General features: G+C 72.4%; 27 protein-coding genes, 1 tRNA gene and 2 riboswitches. Of the genes, 17 read left to right on the top strand and 11 right to left on the bottom strand.

Features of this window, described 5'->3' with window-relative positions:
- Positions 1-14: 14 nt before the first annotated feature.
- Positions 15-590, top strand: a complete 576-nt coding sequence (locus AC27IY_RS16275) for a PadR family transcriptional regulator (protein WP_487178416.1) — start codon at positions 15-17, stop codon at positions 588-590.
- On the top strand, positions 590-1,381 hold the full coding sequence (locus AC27IY_RS16280) for an SGNH/GDSL hydrolase family protein (protein WP_487178417.1): 792 nt from the start codon (positions 590-592) through the stop codon (positions 1,379-1,381). Before AC27IY_RS16275 ends, AC27IY_RS16280 begins: the two co-directional genes overlap by 1 nt.
- On the opposite strand, the gene AC27IY_RS16285 is transcribed toward AC27IY_RS16280, so the two are convergent.
- The 3 genes from AC27IY_RS16285 to AC27IY_RS16295 are packed head-to-tail and all read right to left on the bottom strand — an operon-like array spanning position 1,348 to position 3,255.
- Positions 1,348-1,689, bottom strand: coding sequence for a hypothetical protein (locus AC27IY_RS16285; protein WP_487178418.1), 342 nt, complete (start codon positions 1,687-1,689; stop codon positions 1,348-1,350). The genes AC27IY_RS16280 and AC27IY_RS16285 overlap by 34 nt on opposite strands.
- On the bottom strand, positions 1,686-2,444 hold the full coding sequence (locus AC27IY_RS16290; RefSeq protein WP_344209268.1) for a hypothetical protein: 759 nt from the start codon (positions 2,442-2,444) through the stop codon (positions 1,686-1,688). The genes AC27IY_RS16285 and AC27IY_RS16290 overlap by 4 nt, the downstream gene beginning before the upstream one ends.
- A 52-nt stretch (positions 2,445-2,496) precedes the next feature.
- Complete coding sequence (locus AC27IY_RS16295; RefSeq protein WP_487178419.1) at positions 2,497-3,255, bottom strand: FadR/GntR family transcriptional regulator; 759 nt, start codon at positions 3,253-3,255, stop codon at positions 2,497-2,499.
- Between the two features lie 70 nt (positions 3,256-3,325).
- On the opposite strand from AC27IY_RS16295, the gene AC27IY_RS16300 reads away from it, so the two are divergent.
- The 9 genes from AC27IY_RS16300 to AC27IY_RS16340 all read left to right on the top strand — a co-directional run bounded on the left by AC27IY_RS16300 (position 3,326) and on the right by AC27IY_RS16340 (position 11,873).
- The gene (locus tag AC27IY_RS16300; protein ID WP_344209272.1) at positions 3,326-4,684 is read left to right on the top strand and encodes a glutamine synthetase family protein; all 1,359 of its coding nucleotides are present in this window, start codon (positions 3,326-3,328) and stop codon (positions 4,682-4,684) included.
- Positions 4,685-4,686: 2 nt separating this feature from the next.
- Complete coding sequence (locus AC27IY_RS16305; RefSeq protein ID WP_344209274.1) at positions 4,687-6,027, top strand: aldehyde dehydrogenase family protein; 1,341 nt, start codon at positions 4,687-4,689, stop codon at positions 6,025-6,027.
- A gap of 4 nt (positions 6,028-6,031) precedes the next feature.
- Positions 6,032-6,796, top strand: a complete 765-nt coding sequence (locus tag AC27IY_RS16310; RefSeq protein ID WP_449948913.1) for a 3-oxoacyl-ACP reductase — start codon at positions 6,032-6,034, stop codon at positions 6,794-6,796.
- A 10-nt stretch (positions 6,797-6,806) separates the two neighbouring features.
- On the top strand, positions 6,807-7,499 hold the full coding sequence (locus AC27IY_RS16315; protein ID WP_487178420.1) for a gamma-glutamyl-gamma-aminobutyrate hydrolase family protein: 693 nt from the start codon (positions 6,807-6,809) through the stop codon (positions 7,497-7,499).
- Between the two features lie 54 nt (positions 7,500-7,553).
- Positions 7,554-7,651: riboswitch (glycine riboswitch) on the top strand.
- A riboswitch (glycine riboswitch) is annotated at positions 7,652-7,746 on the top strand.
- Positions 7,747-7,780: 34 nt separating this feature from the next.
- Positions 7,781-8,866, top strand: a complete 1,086-nt coding sequence (gcvT, locus tag AC27IY_RS16320) for a glycine cleavage system aminomethyltransferase GcvT (RefSeq protein WP_487178421.1) — start codon at positions 7,781-7,783, stop codon at positions 8,864-8,866.
- Positions 8,863-9,252, top strand: a complete 390-nt coding sequence (gene gcvH / locus AC27IY_RS16325) for a glycine cleavage system protein GcvH (protein WP_344209282.1) — start codon at positions 8,863-8,865, stop codon at positions 9,250-9,252. The genes gcvT and gcvH overlap by 4 nt, the downstream gene beginning before the upstream one ends.
- A 58-nt stretch (positions 9,253-9,310) precedes the next feature.
- Positions 9,311-10,687 carry an L-serine ammonia-lyase gene (locus AC27IY_RS16330; protein WP_371250081.1) on the top strand — a complete coding sequence of 459 codons (1,377 nt, stop codon included), beginning with the start codon at positions 9,311-9,313 and terminating at the stop codon, positions 10,685-10,687.
- 83 nt (positions 10,688-10,770) lie between these two features.
- Positions 10,771-11,607, top strand: a complete 837-nt coding sequence (locus tag AC27IY_RS16335; protein ID WP_487178422.1) for a toxin glutamine deamidase domain-containing protein — start codon at positions 10,771-10,773, stop codon at positions 11,605-11,607.
- Positions 11,604-11,873 (top strand): hypothetical protein, encoded by a 270-nt coding sequence (locus tag AC27IY_RS16340; RefSeq protein WP_344209292.1) that lies wholly within the window; start codon positions 11,604-11,606, stop codon positions 11,871-11,873. Before AC27IY_RS16335 ends, AC27IY_RS16340 begins: the two co-directional genes overlap by 4 nt.
- Positions 11,874-12,102: 229 nt before the next feature.
- On the opposite strand, the gene AC27IY_RS16345 is transcribed toward AC27IY_RS16340, so the two are convergent.
- The 4 genes from AC27IY_RS16345 to AC27IY_RS16360 all read right to left on the bottom strand — a co-directional run bounded on the left by AC27IY_RS16345 (position 12,103) and on the right by AC27IY_RS16360 (position 17,298).
- Entirely contained in the window at positions 12,103-14,613 is a 2,511-nt protein-coding gene (locus tag AC27IY_RS16345) for an ABC transporter permease (protein WP_487178423.1), read from the bottom strand.
- 1 nt (position 14,614) lies between these two features.
- Positions 14,615-15,355: an ABC transporter ATP-binding protein gene (locus AC27IY_RS16350; RefSeq protein WP_344209296.1), complete on the bottom strand. Its 741-nt coding sequence runs from the start codon at positions 15,353-15,355 to the stop codon at positions 14,615-14,617.
- A 108-nt stretch (positions 15,356-15,463) separates the two neighbouring features.
- Positions 15,464-16,114 carry a response regulator gene (locus tag AC27IY_RS16355; protein WP_344209298.1) on the bottom strand — a complete coding sequence of 217 codons (651 nt, stop codon included), beginning with the start codon at positions 16,112-16,114 and terminating at the stop codon, positions 15,464-15,466.
- 14 nt (positions 16,115-16,128) lie between these two features.
- Positions 16,129-17,298 (bottom strand): sensor histidine kinase, encoded by a 1,170-nt coding sequence (locus AC27IY_RS16360; RefSeq protein WP_487178424.1) that lies wholly within the window; start codon positions 17,296-17,298, stop codon positions 16,129-16,131.
- A 280-nt stretch (positions 17,299-17,578) separates the two neighbouring features.
- Between AC27IY_RS16360 and AC27IY_RS16365 the strand changes: the two genes are divergently transcribed.
- The 4 genes from AC27IY_RS16365 (at position 17,579) to AC27IY_RS16380 (ending at position 21,405) form a co-directional block, all read left to right on the top strand.
- Complete coding sequence (locus AC27IY_RS16365; protein WP_487178425.1) at positions 17,579-18,688, top strand: DUF6042 family protein; 1,110 nt, start codon at positions 17,579-17,581, stop codon at positions 18,686-18,688.
- 89 nt (positions 18,689-18,777) lie between these two features.
- Complete coding sequence (locus AC27IY_RS16370) at positions 18,778-19,329, top strand: RNA polymerase sigma factor (RefSeq protein ID WP_423444240.1); 552 nt, start codon at positions 18,778-18,780, stop codon at positions 19,327-19,329.
- On the top strand, positions 19,326-20,477 hold the full coding sequence (locus tag AC27IY_RS16375) for a CU044_5270 family protein (RefSeq protein ID WP_487178426.1): 1,152 nt from the start codon (positions 19,326-19,328) through the stop codon (positions 20,475-20,477). The genes AC27IY_RS16370 and AC27IY_RS16375 overlap by 4 nt, the downstream gene beginning before the upstream one ends.
- Positions 20,478-20,628: 151 nt before the next feature.
- On the top strand, positions 20,629-21,405 hold the full coding sequence (locus tag AC27IY_RS16380) for a hypothetical protein (protein WP_487178427.1): 777 nt from the start codon (positions 20,629-20,631) through the stop codon (positions 21,403-21,405).
- A 7-nt stretch (positions 21,406-21,412) separates the two neighbouring features.
- Here AC27IY_RS16380 and AC27IY_RS16385 read toward each other — a convergent pair whose 3' ends face one another.
- Positions 21,413-21,772 carry a hypothetical protein gene (locus AC27IY_RS16385; protein WP_487178428.1) on the bottom strand — a complete coding sequence of 120 codons (360 nt, stop codon included), beginning with the start codon at positions 21,770-21,772 and terminating at the stop codon, positions 21,413-21,415.
- A 142-nt stretch (positions 21,773-21,914) separates the two neighbouring features.
- On the opposite strand from AC27IY_RS16385, the gene AC27IY_RS16390 reads away from it, so the two are divergent.
- Positions 21,915-22,682 (top strand): MerR family transcriptional regulator, encoded by a 768-nt coding sequence (locus AC27IY_RS16390; RefSeq protein WP_423444232.1) that lies wholly within the window; start codon positions 21,915-21,917, stop codon positions 22,680-22,682.
- Between the two features lie 62 nt (positions 22,683-22,744).
- Here AC27IY_RS16390 and AC27IY_RS16395 read toward each other — a convergent pair.
- Together AC27IY_RS16395 and bcp are read right to left on the bottom strand one after the other, a co-directional pair.
- Positions 22,745-22,817, bottom strand: a tRNA-Leu gene (locus AC27IY_RS16395).
- A gap of 43 nt (positions 22,818-22,860) precedes the next feature.
- Positions 22,861-23,334, bottom strand: a complete 474-nt coding sequence (bcp, locus tag AC27IY_RS16400) for a thioredoxin-dependent thiol peroxidase (RefSeq protein WP_344209312.1) — start codon at positions 23,332-23,334, stop codon at positions 22,861-22,863.
- 110 nt (positions 23,335-23,444) lie between these two features.
- Here bcp and AC27IY_RS16405 point away from each other — a divergent pair, with 110 nt between their 5' ends.
- Positions 23,445-23,774 carry a DUF3618 domain-containing protein gene (locus AC27IY_RS16405; protein WP_423444229.1) on the top strand — a complete coding sequence of 110 codons (330 nt, stop codon included), beginning with the start codon at positions 23,445-23,447 and terminating at the stop codon, positions 23,772-23,774.
- A 12-nt stretch (positions 23,775-23,786) separates the two neighbouring features.
- On the opposite strand, the gene AC27IY_RS16410 is transcribed toward AC27IY_RS16405, so the two are convergent.
- A complete protein-coding gene (locus AC27IY_RS16410) occupies positions 23,787-24,974 on the bottom strand; it encodes an amino acid deaminase/aldolase (protein WP_487178429.1) in 1,188 nt (395 codons plus the stop codon).
- Positions 24,975-25,156 lie beyond the last annotated feature (182 nt).

Below are 25,156 nucleotides of genomic sequence, written 5' to 3' on the forward strand. Positions count from 1 at the left end.
GGGCATGAGTGACGATGGCCCTCCGCCATGCCGTCCTCGCCGCCCTCCTCAGCGGCGAGCACAGCGGCTACCAGCTCACCAAGATCTTCGACGTCGGCGTCGCCGACTTCTGGTACGCCTCCCCCCAGCAGCTCTACGCCGAGCTGGCCAAGCTGGAGGCCGACGGCCTGGTGGCGGGCCGCGAGGTCGTCCAGCGGGGCCGCCCCAACAAGCGGGTGTTCAGCGTCACCGGCGCAGGCCTCGACGAGCTGGCCGCCTTCGCCGCCGCCCCGCCCAAGCCGCTGCTGCTCCGCGACGACCTGGTGGTGCGGGTGCACGCCGTGGACGCCCTCGACCCCGCCCCCGTCATCGCCCAGCTCCGCGAGCGGGCCGCGGCGGCCGCCGCCAAGCTGGCCCTGTTCGAGCGCACGCTGCTGCATTTCCGCGGCGACCTGGACGAGGAGACGTTCCTGCGCGAGGGTGAGCGCGTCGGGCCCTACCTGTCGTGCCTGGCGGGCTGCAGGCTGGAGCGGGAGATCCGCGACTGGTGTCTCGACACCGCCCGCGCGCTGGAGGAGCGCGCCGCCCGCGTCAGGAAGGAGCAGCCCTGATGTACGCCCGTTACGTCGCCCTCGGCGACAGCCAGACCGAGGGGCTCGGCGACGGCGACGACCTGCGCGGCCACCGCGGCTGGGCCGACCGCCTGGCCGAGGTCCTGGCCGGCGCGAACCCGGAGCTGCGCTACGCCAACCTCGCCGTCCGGGGCAGGCTGGCCGGCCAGATCCGCGACGAGCAGTTGCCGGCCGCCCTCGCGCTGCGGCCCGACCTGGCCACGGTCATGGCCGGCATGAACGACATCATCCGGCCGGGCTTCGACCCCGCGCGGGTGGCGCAGGCGCTGGAGGAGATGTTCGCGGCCCTGACCGCCGCCGGGGCCCGGGTGGTCAGCGTGACCTTCCCCGACATCGGCGCGATCATGCCGCTGGCCCGTCCGCTGCTGCCGCGCGTCCTCGCGCTGAACGCGCGGATCAGGGACGCCGCCGCCCGGCACGGGGTGACGCTGGTGGACACCTTCGGGATGCGGTTCGTCGAGGACGCCCGGATGTGGAGCCCCGACCGGCTGCACGCCAGCCCGGAGGGGCACGCCCGCATCGCCGCCTCCGTGGCCCACGCCCTGGAGCTGCCGGGCAGCGACGGCACGTGGATGGACCCGTTCCCGCTCCTGCCGGCGGCGCCGGCCTGGCGGACGGCGGCGGAGCAGGCCCGCTGGCTGGGCGCGTTCGCGGGGCCGTGGCTCGGCCGCCGCCTGCGCGGCCGTTCCTCGGGCGACGGCCGCACCGCCAAGCGGCCCCTGCTCACCCCGGTGGATCAGTCGACGCCGGGGACGTCCTCGGCGTCGTAGTCCACGTCGCCGTCGTCGGCCCGGCGCAGCTTGATGTCCTCCAGCCACTCCCTGGCGAAGCGCCGGACCGCCCGCACGCCCTCCTCGTCCAGCCCGTACGCCTCGAACTCCTCGTCGGCGATGAGCTCGGCGAACTCCAGCCGGTCGGCCAGCTCGTGCACGGAGAAGGATTCGAGGTGCCGCCTGCCGAGGCTTTCGAGCTCGCGGAAGGAGCAGAGGGGGCGTGCGGCGGCGACCTCGACGAGGTCGCCCGCGTGGCCGCGCTCGTGCAGCGCCCGCACCGCGAGCCCGATCTCGTCCGCGTTCACGTGCGCCGGCGTGCGCGTCGCGTGGACGGCAGGTCGTGCCGCCCGGACAGGAACTCCTGGAAGGCGATCTTGGCCCGGATCGCCGGCCGCCGCCACTTCTCCTCCCTGCGCAGGGCCCGCGCCATCTTGCGCGGCGAGCGCCGGGCGAAGACCCAGCGCGCCCACGGCGACCCCGGCCGGGCCAGCCGGATCGCGCCCACCAGCAGCATGGGCGGCACGAACAGCCCGGCCATGCCGGTCCAGATCTTCCCCTTGAGCAGGGTGATCACGGCCAGCACCAGGTTGCCCACGATGAGCACGGCCGGGTTGACGAGAGGCGTCCCGTAGTCCCAGGTGAGCGGCCGGAGCCCGATGAGCAGCAGGCCGGTGACGGCGACCGCGATGAAGACCGCGTCCACCGAGGTCCGCCCCTCCTCCTCCCAGTACACGTCGTGCAGGTGCAGGATCAGCGCGAACTCGTCCAGGACCAGCGCCGAGCCGACCCCGAAGACGCCCGCCGCCACCGCGTGCCCGACCTGCGAGGTGGGCGCGAGGACGATCTGCGTGACGCCGCCGACGAGCATCAGCACGACGCCGAAGACGACGTGGTGGATGTGCATCTCGCCCACGTTGACGTCACGGAACCAGCCGACCTTGGCCCTGATCAGCCGGACGTTGATGCGGGTCGCGATGAACGCCACGATGAGCATGACGAAGAAACAGAACAGCGAGAGCCGTCCCGTGGCGACGATGGTGTGCTGAAACCAATCCCCCATAACCTTAAAACGATGGTACGAGGCGATCGCCCCTACCGTGACGCGTCTTCCGTCATGCCAGGAACGCCCGCAGCAACGCGGCCGTGCCCTCCAGGTGCTCGGTCATGGCGCGGCGGGCCGCGTCGGGGTCGCCCGCGAGGATGGCGTCCACGATGGCCCGGTGCTGGACGGCGGCGTGGTCCAGGTTGACCTGGAGCATCGGGATGGCGTTGAGCAGGTCGCTGACGCGGGAGCGGGCGTCGGCGCAGGCCGTGGCGAGCAGCGCAGAGCCGGTCAGCTCGGCGATGGACAGGTGGAAGGCCGTGTCGAGGCGGCGGTAGTCCTCCAGTGACGCCTCGTTGAGCTCGGCGAGCCGGCGCAGGAGCAGGGCGCGCCGCTCGCCGGCGAGCTCCATGCCGGCCAGCACCTGGGCGGCGCCGCACTCGACGGCCAGGCGGAAGGTCAGGGCGTCGGCGAGGTCGTCGTGGCCCATCTCGGCGACGGCCTGGCGCAGCTCGCGGGCGTCGGGGGCGGGCGGCTCGTAGGTGACGAACGCGCCGCCGTAGCGGCCCCTGCGCACGTCGAGGTAGCCGGCGTCGGACAGGGCGCGGATCGCCTCACGCAGGGTGACCCGGCTGATGCCGAGCCGCACGGCGAGCTCGCGCTCCGGGGGCAGCTTGCCGCCCGGCGGCACCACGCCCAGCTTGATGGCCTGGAGCAGCCGTTCCACGGTCTCCTCGAAGGCGTTGCCGGCCCGGACCGGGCGCAGCACCGTCATCAGTCGCGCCGACTCGTCCAACATGTCCTCGGGTCTTGACAGACGATCCACCATGCACATCAATGGTCTGAGACTAGCCCAATCAACGGGAAAGCGCCTCAGGCCAGATCGGAGCGACCTGAACGTGCACGAAGGCTTCCTGAGCGTGGACGAGCTGCGCGACGAGGTGAGCGCGGGCCGGATCGACACGGTGCTCCTCGCCATCGCCGACATGCAGGGCAGGTTGCAGGGCAAGCGGCTCTCGGCGCGTTACTTCCTGGACGAGGTGCTGCACCACGGCTCCGAGGGCTGCAACTACCTGCTCGCCGTGGACGTCGACATGAACACGGTCTCCGGCTACGCCATGTCGTCCTGGGACCGGGGCTACGGCGACTTCGTCATGAAGCCGGACCTCGCGACCCTGCGCCGGGTGCCCTGGCAGGAGGGGACCGCGATGCTGATGGCGGACCTGGCCTGGGAGGACGGCGGCGACGTGACCGCCTCGCCCCGCCAGATCCTGCGCCGCCAGCTCGCCCGCCTGGCCGAGCGGGACCTGGTCGCCTACGTCGGGACCGAGCTGGAGTTCGTCGTCTACGACCACTCCTACGAGGACGCCTGGAAACGCGCCTACCGCGACCTCACCCCCGCCAACCTCTACAACGTGGACTACTCGCTCCTCGGCACCGCCCGCGTCGAGCCCCTGCTGCGCCGCATCAGGCGCGACATGGAGGGCGCCGGCATGTACGTCGAGTCCGCCAAGGGCGAGTGCAACCTGGGCCAGCACGAGATCGCCTTCCGCTACGACGAGGCGCTCAGGACCTGCGACAACCACGCGATCTACAAGAACGGCGCCAAGGAGATCGCCGCCCAGGAGGGCCGGGCGATCACCTTCATGGCCAAGCCGAACCAGCGCGAGGGCAACTCCTGCCACATCCACATCTCGCTCCGCTCCACGAGCGGCGAGCCGGTGATGGCCGGCGAGGGGCCGCACGGCCTGTCGCGGCTCGGCGCCCGCTTCATCGCCGGCCAGCTCGCCTGCCTGCGCGAGCTGACCCTCCTGCTCGCCCCCAACGTCAACTCCTACAAGCGCTTCGTCCCCGGCAGCTTCGCGCCGACGGCCGTCAAGTGGGGCCTGGACAACCGGACCTGCGCGCTGCGCCTGGTCGGCCACGGGCTCTCGCTGCGCATCGAGAACCGGGTGCCGGGCGGCGACGTCAACCCGTACCTCGCGGTCGCCGCGCTGGTCGCGGCCGGGCTGCACGGCATCGACGGCGAGCTGGCGCTGGAGGACCCGTACGCGGGCAACGCCTACGACTCCGGCGCCGACACCGTGCCGGCGACGCTGCGCGACGCGCTGGCCCTGTTCGAGGGGTCGAAGCCGGCGCGTGAGGCGTTCGGCGAGGACGTGGTCGGGCACTACGCGAACAACGCGCGGGTGGAGCTGGCCGCCTACGACGCGGCGGTGACCGACTGGGAGCTGTTCCGCGGTTTCGAACGGATGTGAGCATGAAGATCGTCAATCCGGCGACGGAGGACGTCATCACCGACGTCGAGTTCGCCGACGCGGCCGAGGTCGACCGGGCCGTGGAGCGTGCCAGGAAGGCGTACCCGTCCTGGCGCGCGGTGGCACCCGGCGACCGGGCGCGGCTGCTGCGGCGCTTCGCCGACCTGGTGGGCGAGCACGCCGAGGAGCTGGCCAGGCTGGAGGTGGACAACGCCGGGCACACCATCGGCAACGCCCGCTGGGAGGCCGGCGCGGTCCGCGACGTGCTGCACTTCTACGCCGCCGCGCCCGAGCGCAACCACGGCAAGCAGATCCCGGTGCCCGGCGGCGTGGACGTCACCTTCCAGGAGCCGCTGGGCGTGGTGGGCGTGATCGTGCCGTGGAACTTCCCCATGCTCATCCTGTCGTGGGGCGTGGCCCCCGCGCTGGCCGCGGGCAACACCGTCGTCGTCAAGCCCGCGGAGCAGACCCCGCTGACCGCGCTGCGGCTGGCCGAGCTGGCCCTGGCGGCGGGCCTCCCCGAGGGGGTGCTCCAGGTGCTGCCTGGGGCAGGGGAGGTCGCGGGGGCCCGGCTGGTGGAGCACCCGCACGTCGCCAAGATCGTGTTCACCGGCTCGACCGAGGTCGGCAAGGAGATCGCGGCCAAGGCGGCGGCCCAGGTCAAGCGGGTGACGCTGGAGCTGGGCGGCAAGTCGGCGAACATCGTCTTCGCCGACGCCGACCTCGCCAAGGCGGCCGCGGCGGCGCCGTACGCGGTGTTCGACAACGCCGGCCAGGACTGCTGCGCCCGCTCCCGGCTGCTGGTGCAGGCCGAGGTGTACGACGAGTTCATGGCGCTGCTCGCCCCCGCCGTACGCGCCGTCCGGGTCGGCGACCCGCTCGACGAGGCCACCGAGATGGGCCCGCTGATCAGCGCCGAGCACCGGGAACGGGTCCGCGGGTTCGTCTCCGACCCCTGGCTCCAGGGCGAGTGCCCGGCGGGCAAGGGCTACTGGTTCCCCGCCACCGTGCTGACCCCGGAGGTGACCGATCCCGCGTTCACCGAGGAGATCTTCGGTCCCGTCGTGTCGGTGGCCCGCTTCACGGACGAGGCCGACGCGATCCGCGTCGCCAACGACACGCCGTACGGGCTGAGCGGCTCGATCTGGACGCGCGACGTCGGGCGGGCGCTGCGCGTGGCGCGCGCTGTCGAGTCGGGCGCGCTGTCGGTCAACTCGAACTCGTCGGTCCGCTACTGGACCCCGTTCGGCGGTTTCAAGCAGTCCGGCCTCGGCCGGGAGCTCGGCCCGGACGCCCTCGCGGCGTTCACCGAGACCAAGAACGTCTTCATCTCCTGGGAGTGAGCAAGTGCAGCGGTTGCAGGATCGGGTCGCCGTCATCACCGGCGCGGGCAGCGGCATCGGGCTCGCCACGGCCCGCAGGTTCGCCGAGGAGGGGGCGCGGGTCGTCTGCGTGGACATCGACGCGGCGGCGGGCGCCAAGGCCGCGGACGAGGTCGGCGGCCTGTTCGTCGAGGCGGACGTGACCCGCGAGGACGACGTCGAGCGGGTGTTCGCCACGGCGCACGAGACCTACGGCAGTGTGGACGTCGCCTTCAACAACGCCGGCATCTCGCCGCCCGACGACGACTCCATCCTGGAGACCGGGCTCGACGCCTGGCGCCGGGTCCAGGAGGTCAACCTCACCAGCGTCTACCTGTGCTGCAAGCACGCGATCCCGTACATGCGGCGGCAGGGCAAGGGCTCGATCATCAACACCGCGTCGTTCGTGGCCGTCATGGGCTCGGCGACCTCGCAGATCTCCTACACCGCCTCCAAGGGCGGGGTGCTGGCGATGTCGCGGGAGCTCGGCGTGCAGTTCGCCCGCGAGGGCATCAGGGTCAACGCGCTCTGCCCCGGACCGGTGAACACGCCGCTGCTCCAGGAGCTGTTCGCCAAGGACCCGGAGCGGGCGCAGCGGCGGCTGGTGCACGTGCCGCTCGGCCGCTTCGCCGAGGCGTCGGAGATCGCGGCGGCCGTCGCCTTCCTGGCCAGCGACGACTCCTCCTTCATCACGGCCAGCCAGTTCCTGGTGGACGGCGGCATCAGCGGCGCCTACGTGACGCCGCTCTAGGGGGTCCGTCGTGCGTCGCCCGTTGATCGGGATCACCTCCTACGTGGAGCCCGCCACGTTCACGGTCTGGACGGACGTGACCGTGGCGCTGCTGCCGTACCTGTACGTCGAGCAGGTCGTGCGGGCCGGCGGCCAGCCCGTCGTGCTGCCGCCGGCCGGCGAGCCCGCCGGGGCGCTGCGCGGTCTCGACGGGCTCGTCCTGGCCGGCGGCGGCGACATCGACCCGGCCAGGTACGGCGCCCGGCCGCACGAGCGCACCGGCTACGTCCGCGCCTTCCGCGACGAGGCGGAGTTCGCGCTGCTGGCGGGGGCGCTGGACGCCGGGCTGCCGTACCTGGGGGTCTGCCGTGGCCTCCAGGTGCTCAACGTGGCCCTCGGCGGCACCCTCCACCAGCACCTGCCGGACGTGGCGGGGCACACGGGGCACGCGCCGGGGCCGGGCGTGTTCGGCCACCTGCCGGTGACGCCGGTGCCCGGCAGCCGCCTGGCCAAGGCGCTCGGCACGGAGCCGGTGACGGTCTCGCACTACCACCACCAGGCCGTGGACCGGCTCGCCCCCGGCCTGACCGTGACCGCGACCGCCGAGGACGGCACGGTCGAGGCGGTGGAGCTGGAGGGGGCGGCGTTCGCGATGGCCGTGCAGTGGCATCCGGAGGAGGCCGAGGACGGCGCGCTGTTCGAGGCGCTGGTCGCGGCCTGCTGAGACCTGTAGGCGACAAATGCCCCGTACCCCCACTAGGCTGGCGGACATCACCGTCGAAACCGTGCGGGAGAGCACTCTGACAGCCGGTCAGGGTCCCTGAAGGAGCAAGCCCTCCCCGCGAACCTCTCAAGGCAAAGGACCGCACGGACGAGGTGGCCTCTGGAAAGCAGGCTCTTGGCCTCGCCGAAGGTGAAAGTCCGGCAAAAATCGGGCGAAGCTCTCAGGCATCGATGACAGAGGGGGAGGATGCTGGCATCCACTCCTGTCCTGAGGTGCGACACATGTCCCGACCGACACCGCTACGCGACGTCCACGAGAGCCTGGGCGCCACCCTCACCGACTTCGCCGGCTGGCTCATGCCCCTCCGGTACGGCAGAGAGTCCGCCGAGCACCAGGCCGTGCGCGAGGCGGCCGGGCTGTTCGACCTCTCCCACATGGGCGAGATCTTCGTGACCGGCCCGCAGGCCGCCCAGGCGCTGGACTACGCGCTGGTCGGCCACCTGTCCGCGCTCGCGACCGGCCGGGCCAGGTACACCATGATCGTCGACGAGCGGGGCGGGGTGCTCGACGACCTCATCGTCTACCGGCTCGGTGACGAGGAGTTCATGGTCGTCGCCAACGCCTCGAACTACCAGAAGGTCGCCCAGGAGCTCCAGGAGCGGGCCAAGGCGTACGACGCGGCGGTCGAGGACCGCTCCGACCGCTACGCGCTCATCGCCGTCCAGGGCCCCCGCGCGCAGGAGATCCTGGCCACGCTGACCGACGCCGACCTCGCCGGGCTCAAGTACTACGCCGGCCTGCCCGGCCTGGTCGGCGGCCGCGAGGCGCTGATCGCCCGCACCGGCTACACCGGCGAGGACGGCTTCGAGCTCTTCGTCGCCAACCAGGACGCCGTGCCGCTCTGGAACGCGCTCACCGCCGCCGGGGAGCCGTACGGGCTCGCGCCCGCGGGCCTGTCCGCCCGCGACACGCTCCGGCTGGAGGCCGGCATGCCGCTGTACGGCAACGAGCTCGGCGCGGAGCTGACCCCGTTCGATGCGGGACTGGGCAGAGTGGTGAAATTCGACAAGCCCGGCGATTTCGTCGGACGAGCGGCGCTGGAGGCGGTCAAGGACGACCAGCCAGGACGCCGCCTCGTCGGCCTGGTCGCGCGGGGCCGCCGGGTGCCGCGGCACGGCTACCCGGTGACGCAGGACGGCGCCGTCGTCGGCGAGGTCACCAGCGGCGCGCCTTCCCACACCCTGGGCAAGCCCATCGCGATGGCCTACGTCGACACCGGCGCGAGTGAAGGCCTGGCAGTGGACATCCGGGGCAGCCAAGAACCCGTGGACCTCGTAGAGCTGCCCTTTTACAGGAGGAAGAAGTGAGCAACATCCCTGACGAGCTGAGCTACACCAAGGAACACGAGTGGGTGGCCGGGCTGGACGACGGCCTGACCGTCACCGTGGGCATCACCGATTTCGCCGTCGAGGCCCTGGGTGAGGTCGTCTACGTGCAGCTCCCCGAGGTCGGCGCGAGCGTCGCGGCCGGCGACTCGATCGGCGAGGTGGAGTCCACCAAGTCCGTCAGCGAGATCTACTCGCCCGTGGGCGGCGAGGTGGTCGAGGTCAACCAGAACGTGGCCGACACCCCGGCCCTGGTGAACAGCGACCCCTACGGGGAAGGGTGGATGTTCCGGGTACGCATCGAGGGCGAGCCCGAGGACCTGCTTTCTGCCGAGGAGTACACCGCCCTCACCTCCGGCGAGTCCTGATTACCCCGCCGGGGCCCCGCCCGGGCCCCGGCTTCCGTCCCATGAAGGGCGCACATCAATGGCGATCAGCGTCTTCGACCTCTTCAAGATCGGCATCGGGCCCTCCAGCTCGCACACGGGCGGCCCGATGGCGGCCGCGCACAAGTTCGCCCGGGGCCTGCACGAGGACGGCCTGCTGGAGCGGGTGGCCCGCGTCGAGGCCATCCTGTACGGCTCGCTCGGCCTGACCGGCAAGGGCCACGGCAGCGACAAGGCCGTCCTGCTGGGCCTGTCCGGGGAGAAGCCGGAGCTGGTGGACGTCGACACCGTCGACGAGCGCCTGGCCGCCATGCGCGCCTCCGGCACCGTCCATCTCTACGGCCGCCGCGAGATCCCGTTCGTCGTGGGCGAGGACCTCGTCTTCGAACGCAAGATCTCCCTCCCCGAGCACCCCAACGGCATGCGCTTCACCGCCTACGACGCGGACGGCGGAACCGTGCGGGAGAAGGTCTACTTCTCGGTCGGCGGCGGCTTCGTCGTGGACGAGAACGCCACCGGCGCCGACCGCATCAAGCCCGACGACACCGTGCTGCCCTACCCGTTCACCACGGGCGAGGAGCTGCTCAAGCACTGCTCCAACACCGGCCTGTCGATCTCCGCGCTGATGATGGAGAACGAGAAGGCGTTCGGCCGCACCGAGGAGGAGATCCGCGCGGGCGTGCTCAACCTGTGGCGGGTCATGCAGGAGTGCGTGCGCAGAGGCATCTCCCGCGAGGGCGTGCTGCCCGGCGGGCTCAAGGTCAAGCGCCGCGCCAACCAGCTCCACCGCCGCCTCCAGGCCGAGTCGCCGGAGAAGGACCCGCTCCAGGCGATGGACTGGGTGACGCTGTTCGCGCTGGCGGTCAACGAGGAGAACGCCGCCGGGGGCCGCATCGTCACCGCCCCCACCAACGGCGCGGCCGGCATCATCCCGGCCGTGCTCACCTACTACACCCGCTTCGTCCCGCAGGCCGACGACGAGGGCGTGATCCGCTTCCTGCTGACGGCCGCCGCGATCGGCGTGCTGTTCAAGGAGAACGCCTCCATCTCCGGGGCCGAGGTCGGCTGCCAGGGCGAGGTGGGCTCGGCCTGCTCGATGGCCTCCGCCGGGCTGACCGAGGTCATGGGCGGCACGCCGGAGCAGGTGGAGAACGCCGCCGAGATCGGCATCGAGCACAACCTGGGCCTCACCTGCGACCCGATCGGCGGCCTCGTGCAGATCCCGTGCATCGAGCGCAACGCCGTCGCCTCCAACAAGGCCATCACCGCGGCCCGCATCGCCCTGCGCGGCGACGGCCGCCACTACGTGGCCCTGGACAAGGCCATCAAGACCATGCGCGACACCGGCCGCGACATGCTCGACAAGTACAAGGAGACCTCCCGCGGCGGCCTCGCCGTCAACGTCATCGAGTGCTGACCAGCGGAACTTTGCACTTTCCCCCTCCGTTCCGTGACGACCCATCTACGATCGGTGGTCGAAGGGATGACAGGAGGCAGGCCGTGTTCCGCGAGCGCAAGCCGAGTGTCCGTTGGGTCCTTCCCGAAGGGCGGTACAACCCCGTCGTCGCCGACGGGGTGCGGTGGCTCGACTACGAGCGGGCCGCCGAGCTGGACGAGCACGCGCCGGCCCCCGGCGAGCAGGACCTGTTCGGGGCCGGCGAGCAGGACGCGCCCGACGTCGGCGAGGAGCCGCGGGCGAGGCCGGAGGGCGACGGGGACGACTGGTTCGACCGGCCGCACCGGCCGCCGCCGCTCGCCGAGTGCCGGCCGTACGACGTGCCCGGCGGGCTGGCGAGGCCCGATCCGCGGGCGGAGCGCGACCTCATGGAGGCCCTGCCTCCGGGGGCGCGGTTCCCCGACCCGCGCGGCACCTGGATCAGGCTGATCAACGGCTGCGGGCCCGCCGACGACCCGTTCCGCGCCGCCAACGCCGCAGACTGCGCGCTCGCCGTGCTGTCCACCTGGCACGGCGAGCCGGCCACGGCCGCGGCGCGGGTGCCCGAGCACGACCGCATCGGCCGGCCCGTGCTCACCGGCGAGCGCGGCAGCACGGCCAGGATCGAACGGTGGGTCGGGCAGCGGCTGGAGTACACCGGGCAGGGGCGGCACGCCTACCCGATGATCGCGCGGCGGCTGACGGAGGCCGGCCACGGGGCGAGCGCGGTGATCGTGGTGCGCTGGCCCGGCGGCGGCAGCCACGCCTACAACGCGGTCAACGCCGAGGGCGAGGTCATCTGGATCGACGCCCAGCGGGGGCACATGTCGGTGGAGCCCCCTTACCTGACGGTGACCGGGGTGTTCTGCGTGGTCCTCGACCGGCACGGGAGGCCGCGGTGAACCTGGACCAGGCCAGGGCGCTGGCCGAGGAGTACGTCAACGGGGCCCTGCCGGCGGAGGAGGCCGTCTCCGTCGGCGTGTACGGCTTCCACGACGGCTACGTCGCCTGGATCCGCGACCTCGAACCCGACGACCCGGCCCGGCTGCCGGAGACGATAGGCGGCGCGTGCGTGGTCATCGACGAGACGACCGGCGAGGTGGCCCCCCGACCGCTCCTCGACCCGGAGACGGTCGCCGAGCTCTGGCCCGGCCCCATCCCCCGCTGAGTCGCGCCACGGCTCGAAGCGGCCATCCCCCGCGAGTCGCGCCACGGCTCGAAGCGGCCATCCCCCGCGAGTCGCCGGCGCGGCCCCCACCGGGGGCCGCGCCGCCCCCTCTCAGCCGCGTGAGAGCCGGGCGCCGCCCCCATGAGACGCCCGGCCCTCGCGCGCATGCGCTCTCTATCCGCACATGACGGGTTTATGCCATTTCAAGACCCTTTACCCGACTTGACGGTCAGCCGGCAGCAAGCGCCCCGGCGATCGACGCCCGCGCCGCCCGCCGCGCCGGCAGCAGCGAGGCCACCACCCCCGCCACCCCCGACAGCACCACGAACAGCACGACCTGTCCCACGGGCACCGACAGGACCGCCCCGTCCAGCATCGCCAGCACCGCCACCCAGCCGTACAGCCCGCCGAGCACCACCCCGACCAGCGCGCCGATCAGCCCGAGCACCAGCGCCTCGACCGAGAGCATCCGCCGCAGCTGCGGCCGGGTCAGCCCGAGCGCCCGCAGCAGCGCCGACTCCCGCGAGCGTTCGTGCACCGACAGCGACAGCGTGTTCGCGATGCCCAGCAGCGAGATCAGGATCGCCAGCCCGAGCAGCCCTCCGACGATCATGAGGAGCATGTCGAGCGTCTCGTCGAACTCGCCGCGCACCTCGGTCGAGCTGCTGAGCCGTACGGTCGGATATGCGGCGACGGCCTCCCTGACCACGGCCCTCGCCTGGTCGGCGGACACCCCGTCCTTGATGGTGATCAGCACCCGGGCGTCGGGCAGCGCCCCGGCGTAGCGGTCGAACGCGCTCTCGGCGACGGTGAGCGTCGGCAGCGCCGAGCCGTCCCCGTCGAGCACGGCGACGACCCGCAACGGCACGCTCCCCGCGCGCCCCTTGGCCCGCACGCTGACCTGCACGGTGTCGCCGACCCGTACGCCCAGCTCGTTCGCGGCCCGGTCGAGCAGCGCCACCTGGCCCTCCGACAGCCCGGCGGCCATCGAACCCGCGACCACCTCGGGGGCGACCGGCCCGTGGAAGGCGCCCAGATCGTACGTCCGAGCCCCGCCCGTCCGCCCCGTGACCTTGGCCGGCGTCTCGCGGACCTGCAGCACCGAGCCCAGCTCCGGCGCCCGCCGCAGCTCCTCGCCCACCGAACGCGGCACCGCGGCCTCGCCGCCCTGCGCGGACAGCAGGTAGTCCACCGGGAACTGCTCGTCCAGCTTGTCCGTCACGGTCGCCCGGGTCGACGCGCTGAGCACCGAGATCACCGTCATGAGCGTCACCCCGATCGTCAGGGCGACGGTCGTGGTCGCGGCCCTGCGCGGGTTGCGCGCCGCGTTGTCCAGCGCCAGCCGCCCCGGCACCCCGGCCAGCCGGGCGGGGAGCCGGCCCACGACCGCGATCAGCGGCCGGACCAGCGCCGGCCCGAGGATCAGCACGGCCAGGAAGGTCAGCATGCCGCCGATCATGACCACGACCAGCGTGGCCGCGTCCCCCGGCGGCATCCCCCACACGCCGAACCCGGTCGCGCCGAACCCGGCCACCAGGAACAGCGCGGCGGCGCCCCAGCGCGCCGCGCCCATGCGGAACGCCTGCTCGTCGGCCTGCGTGCGCAGCGCCGCGACCGGCGGCACCCGCGTGGCCGACCGGGCGGGCAGCAGCGCCGCGCCCACGGTGACGACGAGGCCCACGGCCGCCCCGACGGCGATCGTGAGGGGGGTGAGCGCCACGGAGGCGCCCGTGGGCAGCGGGGCGTCGAACGCGGCCAGCAGGGCGAGCGCGAGCGCCGCGAGCCCGTACCCGGCCGCGAGGCCGAGCGCCGAGGCGACCAGGCCGACCACGCCCGACTCCAGCAGGACCGAGCCGAACACCTGCCCCCGCGTGGCCCCGATGCAGCGCAGCAACGCCAGCTCGCGGCCGCGCTGCGCGACGAGGATGGTGAAGGTGTTGTAGATGACGAGCGCGGCCACCATCATCGCCACGACCCCGAACAGCAGCAGGCCCACGGTCAGCGTCCGCATCTCCAGCCCGGCCGCGGCGGCGAGGTCGGCGGCCAGCTCGTCGCCGGTCTTCACCGTCGCCCCCGGCCCCGCGGCGGCGGCCACGGCCTGCTTCAGGCCGGGCGCGCCACCCGCGACGTCGATCTCGTGGTAGCCCTTCGCGCCGGTCATCCGCAGGGCGGCGGACGTGGTGAGGCCGACCGCGCCGGTGAAGGCGAGCTCCTGGTCCACGCCGGGGTCGAGGAGCCCGACGAGCTTGAAGGTGTGCCGCTCCCCGTCCGGGTCGAGCACCACGAGGTCCTCGCCGAGCCGGAAGCCGTTGACGCGGGCGGTGTTCTCGTCGAGCACGGCGGCGCGGTCGTCCGTGCCGGGTCCGGTGCCCGCGACGATCGTGGTGCGCTGCAGCGGGCCGCGTACGACGGAGATCGCCGTGGTGGGCAGGTCACCGACCACCTTGCCGTCCTTGCCGAGCAGCCGCGCGGGCCCCCGCACCAGGCCCTGCGCGTCAGCGACGCCCGCGACCGCGCGCACCCGGCGCAGGACGTCCTCGGCGAGCACGCCGTCCCCGGCCAGCACCGCCACGTCCACCTTGCCGGCGTCGGCGGTCACCCGCTGGGAGAAACCCGCCTGGACGGTGTCGTTCAGGACCAGCGTGCCCGCGATGAACCCCACCCCCAGCACGATCGCCAAGGACGTCAGCAGCAACCGCAGCCGGTACGCGCGCAGCCCGGCCAGCGCCGTCCTCAGCACCTCACGCCTCCAGCTTCACGAGCGTGTCCAGCACGGTCTGCGGCGTGGGCGCGGTCACCTCGGTGACCAGCTCGCCGTCGCGCAGGAACACCACGCGGTCGGCGTACGAGGCCGCGACCGGGTCGTGCGTCACCATGACGATGGTCTGACCCAGCTCGCGCACGGAGGTGCGCAGGAAGGACAGCACCTCGGCGCCGCTGCGCGAGTCCAGGTTGCCGGTCGGCTCGTCGGCGAAGATGACCTGCGGCTTGCTGATCAGCGCCCGGGCCACGGCCACCCGCTGCTGCTGGCCGCCGGACAGCTCGGACGGGCGGTGCCCGAGCCGGTCCCGCAGCCCGACGGTGTCGATCACCCGGTCGTACAGCGCCTGGTCGGGCTGGCGGGCGGCGATGTCGAGCGGCAGGCGGATGTTCTGCTCGGCGGTCAGCGTGGGCAGCAGGTTGAACGCCTGGAAGACGAAGCCGATGCGCTCGCGGCGCAGCAGCGTGAGCCGCCGGTCGCTCAGCCCGGTCAGCTCGGCCTCGCCGACGTGTACGGTGCCGGAGGTGGCGGTGTCGAGCCCGGCCAGGCAGTGCATGAGCGTGGACTTGCCGGAGCCGGACGGCCCCATGATCGCGGTGAAGGCCCCGGTGTGGAAGGCCACGGAGACGCCGCGCAGCGCGTGCACGGCGGCGTCGCCGTGTCCGTAGGTCTTGGTCAGGTTCGTGGCCACCACGGCGGGCGGGGCCTGGGTGCGGGTCACTCGTCGCTCCTTGTCGCGCTTTTTCAACGCGACCAACGCTAGAAGCGGAAATGTCGCCTGCTCTGGGCCCTGAGGAGGGACTTCGGCTGCGACTCCGGACGACCCCGGTCAGCCTTTCGGCCGATGGGCGGGCACGATCAGCCCGGCCTCGTAGGCGTACACCACGACCTGGGCGCGGTCCCGCAGCCCGAGCTTGGCCAGCACCCGGCCGAGGTGCGTCTTGACCGTCGCCTCGGCGACCTCCAGCCGGGCCGCGATCTCGGCGTTGGACAGGCCGCGCGCCACCGAGAGCAGCACCTCGCGCTCGCGCGGCGTCAGCTCGGCCGCCGTGACCGGCTCCTGCGCCGGGAGCTGGGCGGCGAAGCGGTCCAGCATGCGCCGCAGCGTGGTGGGCGCGACCACGGAGTCGCCGGCGTGCACGTGCCGGATGGCGCTCAGCAGGTCGTCCGGCGGCACGTCCTTGAGCAGGAAGCCGGCCGCGCCCGCCTTGATGGCGGCGAAGGCGTACTCGTCGAGGTCGAACGTGGTCAGGATGAGCACCTTCGGCCCGTCGATGCGGCGGGTGGCCTCGACACCGTCCATGTGGGGCATCCGCACGTCCATGAGGACGACGTCCACCTCGGTCGTGGCGAGCAGCTCCAGCGCGGCGGCGCCGTCGGCGGCCTCCGCGACCACCTCGATGTCCGGCTGCGCGCCCAGCACCATGCGGAAGCCCGCCCGCAGCAGCTCCTGGTCGTCGACCAGCATCACCCGTATCACCGGGGCCGCCTCCCTCACGCCGCCCTGGCCATGGGCAGCCGGGCCAGCACCTCGTAGCCGCCTCCCGGGCGAGGGCCGGCCGTCACCGCGCCGCCGTACATGCCGACGCGCTCGCGCATGCCGATGAGGCCGTGGCCGCCGTCGCCGCGGGGCGCCGCCCCGCCCCTGCCGTCGTCGGTGACGCGCACGACCAGCTCGGGGCCGTCGAAATCGAGCTCGACCAGGGCGCGGGCGCCCGGGCCGCCGTGCTTGAGCGCGTTCGTCAGCGCCTCCTGCACGATGCGGTAGACGGCGAGCTGCTGGCCCTCGGGCAGCTCGCCGGGCGCGCCGGCCACCACCAGCCTGGCCGGCACGCCCGAGCCGCGCACCAGCTCCTCCAGTTGGTCCAGGCCCGGCTGCGGGGTGTAGTCGGTGTCGGGGTGCTCGTCGTCGCGCAGCACGCCGACCAGCCGGCGCATCTCGGCCAGCGCGGCCCTGCCGGTCTTGGAGATGGCCCATACGGCCTGGCGGGCCTGCTCGGGATCGCGGTCGAGCGCGTAGCCCGCGCCATCGGCCTGGACCACCATGACGCTGACGTTGTGGGCGACGACGTCGTGCAGCTCCCTCGCGATGCGGGCGCGCTCGGCCGAGGCCGCCATCCGCGCCTGCTGGTCCCGCTCGCGCTCGGCCCGTTCCGCGCGCTCCTCCAGGCCCTCCAGGTAGCGGTGGCGGGTGCCGGCGTACAGGCCGAACAGCCAGATCGTGACCACGAACACCGACCCGCCGAAGAACGTCCCGAACGACGGCGACTCCCAGTTGACCAACGCCAGGAGGATCCCCAGCTCGGCCACCAGCATCGCGGCCAGCCCCCAGCGGAACGAGCACCGGTAGGCGACCACCCAGAGCGCGACCAGCACGGCGAGGTTGGCGGGCAGCGGGTCCAGGCCCGCGAGCCACTGCCCGAAGCTGATCAGCGCGATCAGCGCGTACGACGGGACCGGCCGCGCCAGCCACAGCAGCGGCGCCAGCAGCGCCGCCGACAGCGCCAGGTAACCGGCCACGCCGAGCATCAGGCCGGCGCCGGGCGGCGTGTAGGACGCGTACGGCACGGCGAACAGCCCGCACAGCGCCGCGAGGGGAGCGACCCGCAGGGCGCTCGCCAGCTTCTCGTGGCCGCGGGACCACGACCGTACCCTGCCGAACACATCCTCACGATATGCAGGCCCGGACCGGGGTTGGTCCGCCTGGAGGTGGAAGTCCGCCTACGACCCAGGTCGCACATCGAGGAGGTCTTACACAGGGCTTACGCCCTTTGCGGCACTCTTGTCTCTGGGAGCGCCCCTTCAGTGGGCGAGTAAAGGGAGATCGTGATGGCGGATCATGATCGCGATGCCGGGTCGCGCGGCGATGAGGAAGCGCCGCGCGACCCTGACCCTCACTCCGATCCCCCTTTCATGGCGGTGAAAGCCGCGCCCTGACCATGACATGAAGATCATCGCCATCGACGATCATTCGCCGGAGTACGCGACGATCGTCGTCCGGGACACCTGGAACGATCGGGCGGAAACGGATCTGCCCCTGCTCGGCGAGCACGATCTGGAAGCGCAGCCCTCAGGCACGATCGCCAGGGCCGGCGACGGATGGTTACAGGCGGCCTCCCGTAGCGGGCGTCACCGCGTGCGCTTGGAGGCCCATGACAGTCCCCCGCCCGTCGACGGCGGATGGGACGACGTGGTCGAGACGCCGTACCACTCCGGCACCGGCTCCGTGGTGCTGACCACCGTCATGAGCAGCGACCGGTACACCGACAACCCGCTCGATCTCGGCACGCCCGGACTGTACCGGGTCCGTGTCTCCTGCCGCCGCACGCAGCCGGAGATCCCCGGCTTCGAGGCGTCGGAGGGCGACCTGTGGCGCCTGCAGTTCTGGCCTGCCGCCCTTGAGCCTCCCCGGTGGCTGGCCCGCGGCCGACCCGCCCTCCAGCCTGGCGGCACCGGCTGGGGGACGTGCCTCGGACTGCCGGCCCAGGAGGTCCTGTCCGCCGTCCAGCTCGCGTCGGCCACCGGCGAAGCCACCGAGGACCGGATCGCCGCCGCCTACTGGCCGTGGTCCAGCGGCTCGGGGGGCTGGAACTCCCCCATCGACGACCTGTCGGGCATCGCCGCCCAGCTCGGCGTGCCCGCCCCGGCCACCCGCCCGGACCTGCTGCCGCTCCTGGCGGCCGCGGGCCTGTTGGTCGCCGAAACCGCGGGCGACGTGACCCGCTACCAGCCGGCCCCGGAGCCGCCACGGGCGGAGGAGGTGCTGCGTCTGCCCGCCGACCAGGCCGGCCTGATCCGGCGTCAGGACGACCGCCACCGCCACGCCTCCTTCGCCGCCGACCTCGCCGCCGTGGCGGTGTGGAGCCAGGACGGCGTCGTCACCGCGACGCCGGAGGAGCTCGCCGCCCGAACGCTGGCCACGGCGGAGGAGGTTCACGAGACCATCCGCTTCGGCGTCGAACGCGGACTGCTCAGCATTCCTGAGGACGCCACCTTCACCGCCGAGCCGCGCCCGGCGCGGCCGTACGAGGCCGGCCGCATCGTCACGCGGTAGTTCGCGCCTGACCTGAAATCCCGCCGTCGCCCGCGGACACGTACGGAGTGAAAGCCCGCAACGTTCGAAGGGTCTGACGAGGATGGCGCGTGAGTGAACAAGACGACCGGTCCCGGTTCGAGGCGGTGTACCGACGAACCTATGAGCAGATCCTCGGCTACGCCGTACGGCGGTGTTCCTCGCCCGAGGACGCGGCCGACGTCGTGGCCGAGACCTATGTGATCGCCTGGCGCCGGATGACCGAGCTCCCCGACGGTGACGCCGGCAGGCTCTGGCTGTACGGCGTGGCCCGCCGGGTCCTGGCCAACCACCGCCGGAGCGAGCGGCGCAGGCTCACCCGGCACACCGAACTCACCGACGAGATCGAGAAGCTTTACGCCGCCCCCTCTCCCGACGGTGAGCAGCACGGCGTGGACGATGCCATGGACCTGCTCGCCGACAGCGATCGTGAGCTGCTGGCCCTGGCTCTCTGGGAGGGGCTCGACCCCGGCGAGATCGCCACCGTGCTGGGCTGCTCCCGTAACGCCGCCCGTATCCGCCTGCACCGGGCGCGCAGGCGCTTCGCGAAGGCCCTGGAGAGGATCCGTCCATCGGCCGCCGGCTCGGCGGCACGGCCGCTCATCGAGAAGAGGTCAGGGTGAACAACGACCAGATTTTCAGGGACCGGGCCCGAGTGCGGGACGAGGATCTGACCGGCCGGGCGTCCACCACGGGGGCGGACGCGCTGCTGGCGGAGATCGTCTCGATGGAGCGCCCGGCACGACGGCGGCTCCTGCGCCTTCCTGGCCGCGCCCTGCTCGGCCTGGCCGCGGCCGCCACCGCGGTAGCGGTCATCGCCCCTGCGATGCTGTCCGACAACCCGATCTCCGTCGCACCTCAGCCCGGTACGTCGACGTCCGCGACGGCCGAACCGACCGCCCGGCAGATCCTGCTCGCCGCCGCCGTCGCCGCGGAGCAGGCCCCCGCGAGCGGCGACTACTGGCGTTACAAGGGCGTCACCCGGTGGATGCTGACCGACCCCACCCGCAGCTATGTGCTTGAGAAGGCGCGAGCCGGAGAGCAATGGCTGGCCAGGCGGACGGGTCTGCAGAGCTGGCGCATCCGCCAGGATCTCGGCGTCAGGCCCGCGACCCCGCAGGACGAGGTGGCCTGGCGGGCCGCGGGGTCGCCCACCAGCTGGCGCTACCCCAAGGACATGAAGACGGGGAACCTGTTCGCCGCCCCGTCCAGGCCGCTGGAGGCGGCGGCAGGTGAGCGAACCGCCGAACGGCTGCGCTGGAAGACGGTCGGCGTCCTGGCCGGGGAGTCGTTGACCTGGAAGAAGATGCGCGCGGTCCCGGACGAGCCCGAGACGCTCCGGAGCTACCTGGAAGAGCGCATCGGCCGGTTGGATCTGACCGGATCCGGGATGGACGTGGAGGAGGCGAGGAAGCACATCCTTCTCCGGGACTGTGTGGAGATCATCAGCACCCTGCCCGCCTCGCCCGAGACTCGTGCGTCCGCGTACCGGATCCTCGCGTCCCTGCCCGCCATCCGGGCCGAAGGGGAGACGACGGACCCGCTGGGCCGGCGCGGGCAGTCGCTCAGCTACCAGGAGGAGATCGAGCCGGGCCTGTTCTCCGAGGTTCGGCTCGTGGTCGATCCCAGCACCGGCCTGCTTCTCTCCGAGGTGAGGACGAACACCACCGAGCTCGCGGACGGGCGGCAGGCAGAGCTTCGTGTCTCCCGCTCGTTCCAGGAGATCGGTTGGACCGACGAACGCCCGCAACTGCCCACGCGCCGCGACTGAGGCGCTCGCCGCGTAGCTCCCCGGGTGAACGATGAAAGTTTCCCCGGCCACGGCCGCTCCACCAGCGCCGTTGCCGGCGGCCGTCGCCGCCCGTGTTCCTCTGCGCAGCGAATGACGTACCTTACCGACATCTTCGGCAGAGGGAGTCCTCGTGCGTGCATGGCTGGCCGGTGTCGTCGCGTCCTTCCTGATGGTGCCGCTGACGGCCCATGCCGCCTCGGCCGGGACGGACCCGCGTACGTGTGCGAAGGCGAGCCTGCTGTTCTGTGAGGACTTCCAGGCCATGCCGGTGGGCGGCGCGAGCAGTCTCCGCTGGGGCGTCGACACCAAGCACGGCACGCTCACCGTCGAGCGCGACGGACGGCGCGGGCAGAAGGTGCTGCGCGTGCACACCGAGGGCAACGGCCGCGCGTTCCTGAAGGTGGACGACTTCGCCGCGCCGGGCAACAGCTTCTACGGCCGGGTGCGGCTGCGGGCCGCCGCGTTCCCGACCGCGCCTGACTGGGCGCACTACACGCTCGTCGAGGCGACCGGCGACGGGCCCGAGGTCGTCCGCCCGCTCGGCGGCCAGTACGCCCCGCCACCCCACGGCGGAGCCGCCTACTGGGGTGTCGGCGCGGACGGCGGCCCCACCGGGGACTGGACGAACTGGCGGACCACCGCCCCCTCCGTCGCCGGGAGGTGGACCTGCGTGGAGTGGCACATGGACGCCGCCGACAACCGGATCTCGTTGTGGTTCGACGGGGTGGCCAAGCCGGAGCTCACCGTGTCCACCCGCGAGCACGGCGGCAACCCGGTGGACTTCGTCTTCCCGCGGTTCGACACGGTCAAGCTGGGCTGGCAGCTCTACCAGGCGAACCCGACCCCCGCCGGCTACGACGTCTGGATGGACGACATCGCGCTGAGCAGCCGGCGGGTGGGCTGCTAGACCGCTGTCACGGGTTGCCGGAGCGGCACGTGGGCGACCTGCTGAACTCGACGGACGCCCCGGTGGCGTCGCTGATCACGGCGCGGATGTCGTACCTGAAGGTGGGCTGACAGCCGATCGACACGAAGGTCTTGTCGTCGAACGAGGGCACGTTGGAGCCGTTGACGTACCAGCGCACGGCGACCGGCGCGACGCCGCCGCTGAAGGAGACCTCGCAGAGGAACCGCCGCGCGAGCGGTTCGCACCCGCCTCCGGTCAGGGTCAAGCTTGCCGCCGCCGAGGCGGAGGATGACGCCAGCAGGCCCGGGGCGGCGAGCAGACCTGCGGCGAGCACGACAGGCAAGGCCATCTTGTACGACTTGCGCATTCCTGTCTCCTTGTGAGGACGATGAGAGGGAACGTCCACCCAGACTTCTGCCGGCTTGACTCTGCCGTTACGTCAATATCTAGCGTCACGAGGGAGCCGGAAGATCCGGCCTGGTGAACGGTACGGGGACGGTGAGCAGGCAATGGCGTGGTCGATCGCCGAGGTGGCGCGGATGTCGGGAGTGACGTCGAGGACGCTGCGCCACTATCACGAGATCGGGCTGCTGGAGCCCGCCCGGATCGGCGGCAACGGCTACCGCCACTACGAGGAGGACCAGCTGCTGCGGCTGCAGCAGATCCTCGTGCTGCGGGAGATGGGCCTCGGCCTCGCCGAGATCAAGGAGATCGTCGACCGGCACACCGACCCCCTGGCCGCCCTGCGCGAGCATCACCAGCGCGTGCTCCAGGAGCGCGACCGCCTGGACGCGGTGGCGCGCATGGTGGCCAGAACCATCACCGAGCTTGAGCACAGCGAAGGGAAGGACGGTATGCCCAGAATCAGCAGGCCGGAGAACCTGTTCGAGGGATTCGACAGTGCCCGCTACAGCGAGCAGGCCCGCGAGCAGTGGCCCGGGCACTGGGAGCAGTCCGGGCAGCAGGAGCTCCTGGACAGCCTGGCCCCCGAGGAGCTCGGCCGGATGCAGCAGGAGGCGACGGCGGGGATGATCCGGATGGCCGAGCTCATGGCCGCGGGAACCCCGGTGGACGACCCCGCGGTGCTCGCCGAGCTCGACGTCCACTACCGGCAGCTGAGCCGATTTTGGACGCCGACCGCCGAGCAGTATGCCCACCTGGGCCGGATGCAGGTCGATGACGAGCGGTTCAGGGAGAACTACGAGCGGATCGCCGACGGGCTGGCCGCGTACATGCGGGACGCCATGGCCGCGTACGCGCAGGCCCGGCTGAGCTGAAGGCCCTGAAACCGGGAGATGGCCGCTCCGGCGTCCATCTCCCGAGGGAGATCCGCTGACCGTGGGGCCGGTGGGATTCGAACCCACACTGACAGCCACCTAAAGACTGCGCCTCTGCCATTGGGCTACGACCCCTGGTGAACTGCCCGCCCCGGCAGTCCGGCCAATCCTACACGGGTCAGGCCAGGCCGAGCTTCTTCTTCAGCGAGGCCACGTGCCCGGTCGCCTTGACGTTGTAGAGGGCCTGCTCGACCTTGCCGTCGCCGTCGATGACGAACGTCGAGCGGATGACGCCCTCCACCTCCTTGCCGTAGAGCTTCTTGAGCCCGTACGCCGCGTACGCCTTGTGCACGGTCAACTCGGGGTCCGACAGCAGCGGGAAGGTCAGCCCGTCGCGCTCGGCGAACTGGGCCAGCTTCGCCGGCTTGTCCTTGGACACCCCGAGCACCACGAACCCCTCGGCGGTCAGCCGGCCCAGACTGTCACGGAAATCACAGGCCTGCTTGGTGCAACCGGGCGTCATCGCGGCAGGGTAGAAATAGAGGATCACCCGCTTGCCGCGGTAGTCCTCCAGCGAGACGGCGCCGCCGGCGGCGGTCGGTAGCGTGAACTCGGGCGCGGCGTCGCCGGGCGCGAGCTTGGTTTCGGTCATGTGGCCCTCCTCGAGTTCTTCTCGCCAACCTACCGGCCCGGCCGGCGTGCCGTACCGCACGCGGACCTGACAGACTGATCACGACCGGGCGCACGGTCGAGAGGAGAGCCATGGCTGACACCGATCCCGACGAGCTGGAGCGACGCATCGCGCGGGCACGCGCGGAGCTGGCGCAGACGGTCGACGCCATCGCCGACCGGGTGAACCCCAAGCGGGTCGCCGAGCGCACGGTCGCCGACGCCAAGGCCCGGGCCGGGCACTTCGTGGCGTCCGTGGGCGACGCGCTCGGGGTCGCGCCGCGGCCGGTCGAGTACACCGACGACCCCGCCCAGGTGTGGGAGGACGACCGCCCCAGCCTCGCGCCGGTGCTCATCGGGGTGGGCGCGGTGCTGGTCGTGGGCGCGGCCATCGCGCTCCTGCGGCGCCGCCGTCGCCGCTGACCTGCACCGCGGTCACAGGAAGGTGCGGCCCTCACCCCGGTACGTCGGCACCGTCTCCACGACCTTGTCCCCCTCCACGAGGTGCAGCGCGTCGAACCGCTCGCACAGCTCCCCCGCCTTCGCGTGCCTGAACCACACCCGGTCACCGGTCCGCAGGTCCTGCGCCCCCTGCCCGAGCAGCGGCGTCTGCACCTCGCCCGCTCCCTCGTCGGGGGCGTAGCGCAGGCCCGCGGGCAGATACGGCTGCGGCAGCCGGCTCGCCCCCGCCGACCCCGAGGCGGGATAGCCGCCCCCGAGCACCGTCACCACGTCGGGCCGGGGCCGGCGCACCACCGGCAGCGCGAAGAGCGCGGCCGGGCGGCCGGTGAAGCGGCGGTAGAAGTCGAACAACCGGGGATGGAACAGCCCGGACCCGGCGGCCACCTCCGTGATCGCCTTCTCCCGCACCGTCAGCTCGACGCTGCCGGTGCCGCCGCCGTTGACGAACTCCAGCTCGGCGAACTGCCGCACGGCGTTGACCACGCGCCCGCGCCGGACGATCAGCTCGCGCGCCGAGCGCGCCTGCATGAGCCGGATGGCCCGCGCGTAGGCGGCCTGCCCCCGGGGCGCGTCGCCCACGCCCGCGATCTGCGCCTCGTACGCCAGCAGCCCCACCAGCCGCAGCCCCGGCCGTTTGGCGATCTCGGCGGCCAGGTCGGCGGCCTCCTCGGGCTGGCGGATCGGCGAGCGCAGCGCGCCCGCGCGGAACCTGCCGCCGAGCGCGACGTACCCGGCGTCGACGTCGAGGCAGAGCCGGAGCTCGGCCTTGGGCCCCTGTACGGCGTGCTCGATGAAGTCCAGGTGGGCGACGGAGTCGACGGTCACCGTGATCCGCCGGGCGGCCTCGGCGTCGGCCGCGAGGGCGGCGAGCGCGTGCCGGTCGGCCGTCGGGTAGGCGACCAGGATGTCGGTGAAGCCGTGCCCGGCCAGCCACAGCGCCTCGGGCAGCGTGAACGCCATGACGCCGCGGAAGCCGTCCATGGCGAGGACGCGTTCGAGCACGGGACGGCTGCGGATCGACTTGCTGGCCACCCGGATCGGCTTGCCTGCCGCCCTCCGGACGAGGTCGGCCGCGTTGGCGCGCATGGCCGCCAGGTCGAGGATGGCGAAGGGGGGCTCCAGCTCAGCGGTGGCATGGTCGTAACGCCGGCGGTCGTCCATATGAGCAGCGTAACGACATACGGAACAAAAGAATATGAGTGCTGTTCGTGTTCGGTCGGCTTCCCGTAAGGATCGGGCAAACCGGCGGCGAGGCCGGAGCGCCCACGGCCCGGCCCCCGTGTACGTCTGGTGCTCGTGATGACCACGCTCCAGCGGCAACGCTCCCCCGGTGCGCCCGCCGC

This window comes from Nonomuraea sp. B208 (assembly GCF_057536035.1).